This window comes from Succinivibrio sp., assembly GCF_045124615.1.
Lineage (GTDB): Bacteria > Pseudomonadota > Gammaproteobacteria > Enterobacterales > Succinivibrionaceae > Succinivibrio > Succinivibrio faecicola.
On the sequence record NZ_JBGVMC010000394.1, the window covers coordinates 1 to 8,750 of the forward strand.

An 8,750-nucleotide genomic window follows, 5' to 3' on the forward strand; every position below is an offset into this window, starting at 1 on the left:
CTTCAAAGGTAATGAATATCAAAAGGAGTTTTTCACTGTAACAGTTAAGGAGCTTTCAGACAGCAATTTTGGAATTGGTGGAAAAACTATAGATGAAATAAAAGCAGAATATAATAATGAACAAAAATAAAGAGATAAAAAAATAGCTCTGCAATTTGCAGAGCTATTTTTCTTGTGCCCTTTTTGTTTTGAGCACCAAAAAACAGAGATTACTTCTTGTGTAACTGACGTGATGCTTCAGCTGCTGATACAACAAGATCAATTGTTGACTGTGTATCAGATGCGACCTCAACTGCAGCACCAACTGCACCTTCAAGTAAAGGAGCATCGGCAATCTTTACTCTTGACTTCTGAGTATCATCAAGCATTGCAATAGCAGCCTGTGAGCTGATAACACCTGAGCCTAAGTCACATAGAACAACTACACCATCACCGTCGTCAACTTTCTTGATTGCTTCTAAAATCTTTTTAGGATCTGTTCCTAATTTACCTTCGGCATTACCGCCTGCAGGAATTACTGGCAGCTTGTTCTCGCTAGAAGATGCAATCTGCTCAACCATATCACAAATACCTTCTGCAACTTTAGTACTGTGTGATACTACTACAATTCCGATCATGTCTAACTCCTTAAAAAGTCTAAATCTTTTACTACTTCGGATTTCTCTTAGTATTTTATATGATTTGTTTTAATAAAAATTGATCACTATTCACATTACGAATAGCCTTTTGTTCAATGCACATCACAATTATACGTACTATTGAGTAAAAAATAAATATACAACAGCTTAAAGAATGTATGTTTACTAGTGATATTTGCGCACAACTGAAATTACGGGACCAATAATTGTCACAAGAGAGTTTTCAGTGATTTGTACTGGTGCATATTCACTGTTACGGGGCATTAGTTTTGGAGGATTTGAAAGAACAAGCTCCTTTATGGTGTACTCTCCATCAACAAGTGCAACGACTACATCACCATTAGATGGCTCAATGGATGAATCTACAAGCACATAGTCTCCTGGCATGATACCAGCGTCTATCATTGATTCTCCACTTACCTTGTAAATGTATGTTGAATGAGGGGATGATATTAAAAACTCATTTACATCGAGTTTTCCATCAATATAACCACCATTAGGTGCAGGAAATCCTGCCTGTATACTTTCTGTTGCTACAGGCAGTTCTACTTTTATACTGTCACTAGAGGCCTTTGCAAAAGGCGATACTTCATTGCTCATAAAAAAGATTATAGTCTATTACTCTATTCATTTAAAGCAATCAGACAGTAGAATCAATATTAGATCCTAAATTCTCCTTGTCCTGAAGTTCACCATCATCATCAGAAAATCTGTTCTGCTCTTTAGTAAACTTCTGCTCTTTAGACTCGGCTCTCTTTGCATTGTCCTTTTCTGAAGTCTTTGCTACCCTGCGTCTGTATACAAGATTTTCAGCTCCAAGAGAAGGTCTTGCAATGACCGAATATAATAAATCCTGGCTCATAGTGCACCTCCTTTAAAGACCTCTTACCTAATTATCGGGAAAATATCAGAAATCTTAAGAATCAAAGACAGCTATAAGGTTGTTTGTGTTATAATCTGACAATTAAAAGAACATTCAATAGGGGTTTACTATGAGCGAAGAAACAATTTTTACAAAGATCATCAATGGTACTATTCCATCAAAGACAATTTATCATGACGATCTTGTAACAGCTTTCCTTGATATTGCACCAAAAGCTGAGCACCACATTCTTATTGTTACTAACAAGCCAATTCCATCAGTAAGCCATGTTGAAAAAGAGGATGAGCCTATGCTAGGTCGTCTTTTCACTGTAGCAAGAAAGATTGCTGAGGATTTAGGCGTAGCAGAAAGTGGCTACAGACTGATTGTAAACTGTGGCAAGAATGGCTGTCAGGAAGTACCTCACATTCATATGCATCTGCTTGCAGGTGGTTATCTTGGTGGTTTCGGTTTCCCAGGCGATAAGATCTAAAAAATGAAATTAAAAAAACTATCACTAATTCTTATGTTTGCAGCATCAGCATCCTTATGTGCTGGATGTTCATCATTTTTTGACCCAAATACAGCAACTGGTGGTAAAAAAGTATCTTTTCAGGAAGATATGAAAGCTAAAAAAGCAAATCAAAAACCAAAAGCTAAAGCTGTACATAAAGAAACCAAGAAAACAGGTGATGAAGAATCATTAAAGCTTGGTAATGACATTGAAAAGACCCTGTCAACTGAGCTTAAGGCTGGTGTAGTTAAGCCTTACGTTCCAGATGAAAGCACAAAAAATCAGTCATTACTTCCTCATGTAAGTTCACTTGAAGGTCGCGAGGCTTCAAATGAGCTTAACAAGGTTTCAATGAAAGATGTTCTTGAAGGTAAGGTTGATCTGAATAAACTTTATGAGCAAGAACACAGCCAGGATAATAGTAGTGCACAAGAGCAAGAACAAAAGCTGACTCCATTTGTAGATGGTGGCTCTGATGAGGATGATATTGCATTAGCAGTTAATCAGTCTGTTGAAGGTCTTTCACAAACATCTTCAAAGACATGTCATCTTGTAGATTCTCAAGTAGCTGAAAACAAGGCTTATACAATCGCTACAGCTCAGGCAAAAAGGATCTCAACTGATCTTGGAACAATCTATGTAGCTCCAACAATTGTTCCTGAAGAATTACATGACTGTATTACCGATCTGTCAAAACCAATCACGACTGCTCTTAATGAGAATTCACACAAGGCTATTTCATCTGGCAAGCTGAAGATTTCTCAAAATCAGGGTTCATCTACTCTCATTCCATCTCTTGTAAGAGCATGCCGTCAGAATAATGTTCCTCTGCTAAATGTTTCTATTATCAGAAAAACTGGTAGCAAGTATATGCTGAATATCAGAAACATTCGCGTTCAGGACGGTATTACAATCGTTCAGACCTCTCAGGCATTAAACTAATTATTTCAATCAAGACAGCCTAATTGGCTGTCTTTTTGTAGGAATACATTGTGATTCAGTTATCTTCAGTCACCATTATGCGTGGAGTAAATACTCTCCTAGATGAAGCATCATGCAGTATTTTTCCAGGACAGAAAGTAGGTATCATCGGTCGAAACGGCTGTGGTAAATCTACTCTATTTGCAACTATCAAAGGAGAAGTACAGATTGAAAAAGGCAATTTACAAATTCCAAAGGGATTTAAAATTGCATCTGTTGCTCAGCAGACACCTGCACTTGAAATAAGTGCACTTGATTATGTTAAAGAAGGTGATTTAGATCTTGTAGAGCTTTTAAAACAAAAAGAAAGAGCCTATCAGGAAAACAATGGCGAAAAAATTGCCCTAATTGAAGATAAACTTGGAATTGCAGGTTACTGGACCTTAGATTCAAGAGCTAAGATCCTGCTGCACGGTCTTGGATTTTCAGACAGCGAGATGAACAAAAAGGTAATGGAGTTCTCCGGTGGCTGGAGAATGCGTCTTAATCTTGCTAAAGCTCTTATTTATAAGTCTGATGTTCTGCTTTTAGATGAGCCTACAAACCACCTTGATCTTGATACAATCATCTTCCTTGAGAATTATCTAAAGAATTATGAAGGAACAATCCTTTGCGTATCTCACGATAGAGATTTCCTTGATACATTCTGCTCTCATATGCTTCATTTTGAATCATTAAAACTTGTAATGTATACAGGTAACTATTCAGATTATGAAAGATTAAGAGCACAGAGAATTGCAAATGAAAAAGCATCTCGTAAAAAGGAAGAAGCAGCTTTAGCTCATATGCAGGCCTTTGTTGATAAATTCAGATATAAAGCATCAAAGGCAAAACAGGCACAAAGCATGTTAAAAGCCATCGAAAAGGTTAAACTTACTGCAATTACAGCTGAAGAATCACCATATCATATCCGCTTTTTTGAACCTGATAGAACTGTAGATATTCTTGCTGATTTAAAAGATCTTGACTGTGGCTATGATAATGAAAGTGTACTTAAAAGTATAAATCTAATGATTACCAAAGGAGACAGAATCGGTCTTTTAGGTAAGAACGGTCAGGGTAAATCTACTCTTATTAAAACTCTATGCTCAGTTATTCCTCCTGTTAAAGGCAGTGTAACACTTGGTAAGGATATTAAAATCGGTTACTTTGCACAGCATGAACTAGATGAGCTTGATGAAAATTTAAGTGCACTTGATAATCTTAGAAAGCTAGATCCAAAGGCTCTTGAAAAGGATTTAAGATCTTTTCTTGGAAGCTACTCATTCTCTGGTGATAAGGCAAAAGCTATTGTAAGCACTATGTCAGGTGGCGAACAGGCAAGACTTGCTCTTGCTATGGTTGCATATCAAAAACCTAATCTGCTGCTACTTGATGAGCCTACTAACCACCTTGATCTTGATATGCGTGAGGCTTTAACTTTAGCACTTACATCATATCCTGGTGCCTTAATTCTTGTATCTCATGACAGACATCTTTTAGAGGCTATTGCCGATAAGCTCTGGCTTATAGATGAAGGCAGGGTCAGTGTTTTTGATGGCGATCTTAACGACTATCAGAATTATCTGAACGAAAAGAACAGAGAATATAAAGAAAAACTAAGTGAGCAAAAAGCCATTTTACAAAGCTCATCAGCTAAAGAGCAAAGCTACAAAACCAAAGAGCAGAAAAAACTAGAAGCTCAAAAGCGTCAGGCATTAAGACCTCTAAAGCTTGAAATTGAAAAAATTGAAAAGCAAATAGAGAAAACAAAACTTGAGATAAAGGAAATTGACGATCTTCTTTTAGATGGAAGTCTATATCAGACTGATTCTAAAAAAGCTCAGCAAATGTCAATTGACAGAGCTTCTTTAGCTAATAGCGTTGAAGAGCTTGAGCTTTTATGGATAGAAAAGCAAGAAGAGCTTGAAACAGCAATGCAAAGCTAGTTACAAACTCAGTTTTCTTTTGTTATCAAAGCTTCGCCTCTGCTGATAGTTGTAATCTCAGATTGCAGATTATCAAAGCTGTCAGCAGGGATATCAACTGTATAAGATACTTTATCAGTATATTCCTGATTTACAATCTCACACTGATATTTTTTGAATAATCTCAAAACTAGATTTACTATTGAGTGATCAACTCTGATTGTTGCTCTGTTCATTATTACCATATCAGTAACATCAAGAGACTCTAATGCCAGTTTGATACTGTCTGAATATGCCTTTACAAGACCACCTGTGCCTAAAAGTATGCCACCAAAATATCTTGTAACAACACATGTTATCTCACCTACATCAGAGTGAAGGAGAATATTAAGCATTGGCTGACCTGCAGTTCCATGAGGCTCACCATCATCAGAACAGCCAGCATAACCTGAATTACCTGGTTTATCAGCAACATATGCAAAACAGTTGTGTCTTGCATCAGAAAATTCTTCTGTCACTTTTGAAATAAAAGCCTTAGCTTCATCTACACCATGTGTTCTTGCAACAGTAGTAATAAATCTGCTTTTTTTGACAATAAGTTCAACTCGATGCACTGCACCGTTTTTAAGATTTGGGATCTTATAAGTATCAGCCATAAATAAAAAATCATACACAAATTAACTTTGTGTATGATACCAAGAAATCAGAAACTTTTAAAATCTAAAGGAACCTGCTAATACCGCCTAAAGCAAGTTTTGATGCATTTATAAGTGGATCTGAAAATGAATTTAGAATACTCAAATCCTTTTTATAAGCACCTTTTTCAAGAACACTCATAGCCTCAGCACTTAGAGCACTTTTATTTAATACAGAAAATTTATCCGAATATGACTGCTCTTGATTATCTATAACTTCATAGGAACACTCAGATAATGTAATTTCATCCTGAGTGTTGTTTGTAAGTTCCGATAGAAAATCAGAACTAGCATAAGAATGTTTGCTTCTATTGTCTGTATTTATGTCAGATATATAGCTAGAAGCAATATTGCCAACAAATGTACTCATACCTCATACTCCATTATTAGTGGCAATAATTGCCACCACTTTTTATATAAGATATAAAAGCACAAATTGTGCCAAAAGATTAATTCTGAATCTGATACTTATCAGACTGAAGTCTTTCAAAAACAACTTCTTCGTAACCAGGATCCTTTTCGCGAGGATTCTCATCGGTAAACTTGTAGTTAGTTTTTACCCAGCCCTTCTTGGTTTCGCTCTTTGCAGAAGTTGGAACAGGCTTGCAGTCGTTATAGATATATACATTATGGATATCGTTGATTCCCTTTAAAATGATAGGAGCTTCTTCACCTGAAGCAAAAACATACCATCCTTGGGTGATCCATTTGGTTTTATCAGTACGAGCATTAATTGCAAGAGAACAATCATCAGATGAATCGTTTCTTACATCAATCATAACATCAGCAGCTGCAGAAAAAGTCATCAGACCTATAAGTGAGCCAAGAATTAAAGATTTCATACTATCTCCTTTGTTACAATTTCATTGTAACAGACAATAGAATGAAATAAACGATATTTTGTATCTATTTGATATGTATCAAAAAATATTAAACAACAATGCGGCATTGCACCGCACTGTTTATATTAGTTCCAGCCTGTAGCTTCTTTTAAGCCATCAGCAATGTCAGCTGCTGTTGATACTACAGTAACACCGGCATCAATAAGAGCTTTTTGCTTAGCTTCAGCTGTTGCATTTGCACCTGAAATAATTGCACCTGCATGTCCCATACGCTGGCCCTTTGGTGCTGATGCACCTGCAATGTATGAAACAACTGGTTTTGTCATATGCTCCTTAATGAATTTAGCCGCATCCTGCTCTGCACTGCCACCGATTTCACCAACTAAAACAACAGCCTCAGTTTCTGGATCGTTTTCAAAAAGCTTTAAGATATCAACGAAGTTGGAGCCCTGAATAGGATCTCCACCGATACCAACACAGGTTGACTGACCAAATCCTGCTTCAGTGGTCTCTTTAACTGCCTCATATGTAAGTGTACCTGAGCGCGATACGATACCAACCTTACCTTTTGAGAAGATTGATGCAGGCATAATACCAATCTTGCACTCATCAGGAGTTAGAATGCCAGGACAGTTTGGACCAATAAGAACTGTATTTGAGTTCTCAAGTCTTGCCTTAACCTTGAGCATATCAAGAACAGGTATGCCTTCTGTAATACATACAACAAGCTCTAAACCTGCATCAATTGCCTCAAGAATTGAATCAGCTGCAAAAGGAGGTGGAACCATCACCATTGATACTGTAGCACCGGTAGCTTCAACAGCTTCAGATACAGTATTGAATACAGGAACACCTAAATGAGTCATACCTCCTTTACCAGGAGTTACACCAGCAACAAGCTTAGTGCCATACTCAAGCATCTGAGTACAATGTGCTGTACCCTGTGAACCTGTAATACCCTGACAAATAACCTTTGTTTCTCTATTAACTAGAATACTCATAACTGATCCTTACTTTGCTGCATTAACGGCTAACTGAGCTGCCTGTCTTAAATCTCTTGCTGATACGATATTCAATCCGCACTCATTTAAAATCTTTTCACCTAAATGAGCCTGATTACCTTCAAGTCTTACAACAACAGGAACTGATATCTTAATCTGCTCAACTGCACCCTTAATACCTTCAGCAATCATGTCACAACGAACAATACCACCAAAAATATTGACCATAATGCATTTAACATTCGGATCTTCAAGAATAACTTTGAAAGCCTCCATTACTCTTTCTTTTGTTGCAGTACCACCAACATCAAGGAAATTTGCAGGAGCGCCACCTAGATTCTTTAAAATGTCCATGGTGCCCATTGCAAGACCTGCACCGTTAACCATACAGCCAATGTTTCCATCTAATGGAACATAACTGAAACCTGCTGCAACTGCTCTTGCAATTCTTGGATCTTCTTGAGAAGGATCATCAAGCTCTGCTAATTCCTTGTGTCTGTATGCAGCATAAGGATCAGTATTAATCTTTGCATCTGCACATACAAGCTCACCGCTTTTAGTGATTACAAGAGGATTTATTTCAACTAGTGATAAATCCTTTTCAACAAACATCTTGCAGATACCTAAGAAGATCTTTGTAAAAGCATTTACCTGGCTGCCTGTAAGACCTAACTTATAAGCAAGTTCGCGTCCCTGATATGGCTGTGGGCCAACAAGAGGATCAATATAGGACTTGAGGATCTTTTCAGGACTTGTTATTGCCAGCTCTTCAATTGACATACCACCTGATGCTGATGCAATTACTGTAAGTCTGGCGCTTGAACGATCAATAGTAGCTGAAAGATAAAGCTCCTTGCTAATATCGATTGCTCTTTCAATAAGAATTCTGTTTACTGGCTTTCCGTGTGGTCCTGACTGCTTGGTTACAAGACGATTTCCAAGCCATTTTGCAGCAAATGCTTCTGCCTGTGCAGGAGTTTCAACTAATGCTACGCCACCAGCCTTTCCACGAGCTCCTGAATGAACCTGACACTTTACAACATATGGTCCTGGAGCTAGCTCATAAGCTGCTTTACCAATACCTGTAGCCTTGGTGCTGACATAAAATTCAGATACTGGTAAACCGTACTCTTTAAATATCTCTTTTGCCTGATACTCATGAATGTTCATATACTTTTCCTTAGAATTTTTTTTATTATTAAAATACAAAGGAAATATCTGGTAAAGATGACAGTTTTTCTTAATTATTAAAAATTATTCTAGATTGACTTAATACAATTAGCATTAACTATTTGATTATAAATATATTT

General features: G+C 37.1%; 11 protein-coding genes. 3 read left to right on the forward strand and 8 right to left on the reverse strand.

Translation table 11 applies throughout. From position 1 onward, the window contains the following. Positions 1 to 209: 209 nt before the first annotated feature. The 3 genes from dhaM to ACJML3_RS10510 all read right to left on the reverse strand — a co-directional run bounded on the left by dhaM (position 210) and on the right by ACJML3_RS10510 (position 1,500). The gene (dhaM, locus tag ACJML3_RS10500; RefSeq protein ID WP_406023044.1) at positions 210 to 617 is read right to left on the reverse strand and encodes a dihydroxyacetone kinase phosphoryl donor subunit DhaM; all 408 of its coding nucleotides are present in this window, start codon (positions 615 to 617) and stop codon (positions 210 to 212) included. A 186-nt stretch (positions 618 to 803) separates the two neighbouring features. Continuing rightward, positions 804 to 1,238 carry a LexA family protein gene (locus ACJML3_RS10505; protein ID WP_406023046.1) on the reverse strand — a complete coding sequence of 145 codons (435 nt, stop codon included), beginning with the start codon at positions 1,236 to 1,238 and terminating at the stop codon, positions 804 to 806. A gap of 40 nt (positions 1,239 to 1,278) precedes the next feature. Further along, entirely contained in the window at positions 1,279 to 1,500 is a 222-nt protein-coding gene (locus ACJML3_RS10510; RefSeq protein ID WP_406023048.1) for a hypothetical protein, read from the reverse strand. Between the two features lie 130 nt (positions 1,501 to 1,630). Here ACJML3_RS10510 and ACJML3_RS10515 point away from each other — a divergent pair, with 130 nt between their 5' ends. Genes ACJML3_RS10515 through ACJML3_RS10525 form a run of 3 tightly spaced genes read left to right on the forward strand, consistent with a single transcriptional unit; the run spans position 1,631 to position 4,923 of the window. Next, positions 1,631 to 1,993: a histidine triad nucleotide-binding protein gene (locus tag ACJML3_RS10515; RefSeq protein WP_219935671.1), complete on the forward strand. Its 363-nt coding sequence runs from the start codon at positions 1,631 to 1,633 to the stop codon at positions 1,991 to 1,993. Positions 1,994 to 1,996: 3 nt separating this feature from the next. Continuing rightward, positions 1,997 to 2,956 carry a hypothetical protein gene (locus ACJML3_RS10520; protein WP_406023050.1) on the forward strand — a complete coding sequence of 320 codons (960 nt, stop codon included), beginning with the start codon at positions 1,997 to 1,999 and terminating at the stop codon, positions 2,954 to 2,956. 50 nt (positions 2,957 to 3,006) lie between these two features. Then, positions 3,007 to 4,923 carry an ATP-binding cassette domain-containing protein gene (locus ACJML3_RS10525; protein WP_406023051.1) on the forward strand — a complete coding sequence of 639 codons (1,917 nt, stop codon included), beginning with the start codon at positions 3,007 to 3,009 and terminating at the stop codon, positions 4,921 to 4,923. An 8-nt stretch (positions 4,924 to 4,931) separates the two neighbouring features. Here the strand turns inward: ACJML3_RS10525 and ACJML3_RS10530 are convergent, their stop codons facing one another. The 5 genes from ACJML3_RS10530 to sucC form a co-directional block, all read right to left on the reverse strand. After that, positions 4,932 to 5,558, reverse strand: coding sequence for a YigZ family protein (locus tag ACJML3_RS10530; protein WP_406023053.1), 627 nt, complete (start codon positions 5,556 to 5,558; stop codon positions 4,932 to 4,934). A 64-nt stretch (positions 5,559 to 5,622) separates the two neighbouring features. Next, positions 5,623 to 5,967 (reverse strand): hypothetical protein, encoded by a 345-nt coding sequence (locus ACJML3_RS10535; protein ID WP_406023055.1) that lies wholly within the window; start codon positions 5,965 to 5,967, stop codon positions 5,623 to 5,625. A gap of 79 nt (positions 5,968 to 6,046) precedes the next feature. Further along, complete coding sequence (locus ACJML3_RS10540) at positions 6,047 to 6,439, reverse strand: hypothetical protein (RefSeq protein WP_406023057.1); 393 nt, start codon at positions 6,437 to 6,439, stop codon at positions 6,047 to 6,049. Positions 6,440 to 6,564: 125 nt separating this feature from the next. After that, entirely contained in the window at positions 6,565 to 7,440 is an 876-nt protein-coding gene (gene sucD / locus ACJML3_RS10545; protein WP_406023059.1) for a succinate--CoA ligase subunit alpha, read from the reverse strand. A 9-nt stretch (positions 7,441 to 7,449) separates the two neighbouring features. Then, positions 7,450 to 8,610, reverse strand: coding sequence for an ADP-forming succinate--CoA ligase subunit beta (gene sucC / locus ACJML3_RS10550; protein WP_406023061.1), 1,161 nt, complete (start codon positions 8,608 to 8,610; stop codon positions 7,450 to 7,452). Between the last annotated feature and the right edge of the window lie 140 nt (positions 8,611 to 8,750).